This window comes from Gilliamella sp. Nev3-1 (assembly GCF_001690435.1).
GTDB classification, from domain to species: Bacteria; Pseudomonadota; Gammaproteobacteria; order Enterobacterales; family Orbaceae; genus Gilliamella; species Gilliamella apicola_C.
The window spans coordinates 1-1,079 of record NZ_LZHN01000061.1 but is presented as its reverse complement, the minus strand read 5'-3'; the positions used below and the strand labels follow the sequence as shown (position 1 = coordinate 1,079).

Here is a 1,079-nt window from a genome sequence, read left to right as displayed (position 1 = left end):
TTCTGGGAATGGGATTAACCGAAAAAGTGATTGACGCCTCAACACTTAGTCAAAATCGTCGCCGTCGGTTTAATGACAGTGAAATCTATCAACAGATTTTTGATAATATTGTTGAGCAGGCCATTGTCAAAGGGTTGATAAGTGGTCGGGTATTATATACGGACAGTACTCACCTAAAAGCAAATGCCAATAAAGGCAAAGCACGTAATGAGCAGCGTATTGTTGAGCCCAGTCAATATATTGATGCCCTTAATCAAGCCATCAACACAGAAAGAGAATTAAACGGAAAAAAGCCTTAAAGCCATCGACGGTAGAGAAATACAAGGATGTTAAAGTCAGTACAACAGTTCCGGACAGTGGCTTTATGCATCGGGAAGGCAAGCCTAAAGGGTTCTTCTACTTAGAGCACCGAACGGTTGATGGCAAACATAATTTAATTACCGATACCTATGTCACAGCTGGAAATATCCATGATTCCCAGCCTTACATGGCTCGATTAAAACGCCAGTTAGAGCGGTTTGGCTTTAATCCGGTTGGTGTCGGCCTTGATGCGGGTTATTTTACGGCTCCCATTTGCCATTTACTGCTGGCAGAGCAGATATATCCGGTGTTGGGTTATCGTCGTCCCACCCATGGTGCGAATCCCATCAGAAAAAAGCAGTTTATCTATAACAGTCAAAACGATACTTATACTTGCCCAAACGGGCAAACATTAATATATAAAACTACCAGCAGAGAAGGTTATCGTCATTATCATTCTGATGCAACAACCTGCAAAATCTGTCCGTTATTGTCACAGTGTACACAGAGTAAAAATACACAGAAAGTCATCACACGGCATATCTGGGAAGCAGATAAAGAGAAAGCCAACGAGATTCGTTTAAGTCAGTGGGGTAAAAAAGTCTATGCTCGGCGAAAAGAAACGATAGAGCGCAGCTTTGCTGATGCTAAACAACATCACGGACATCGCTATGCACGATTTAGAGGAAGAGCGCAGGTTCAAATGCAGTGTTTATTGGCCGCAACGGCTCAAAATATCAAGAAAATAGCGATAAAGCTATTTTTGTTACGTTTTTTTA

General features: G+C 41.8%; 1 pseudogene. It reads left to right on the top strand.

Features of this window, described 5'->3' with window-relative positions:
* Window positions 1-1,079, top strand: a pseudogene (locus tag A9G40_RS09210) (IS1182 family transposase); the annotation flags it as partial.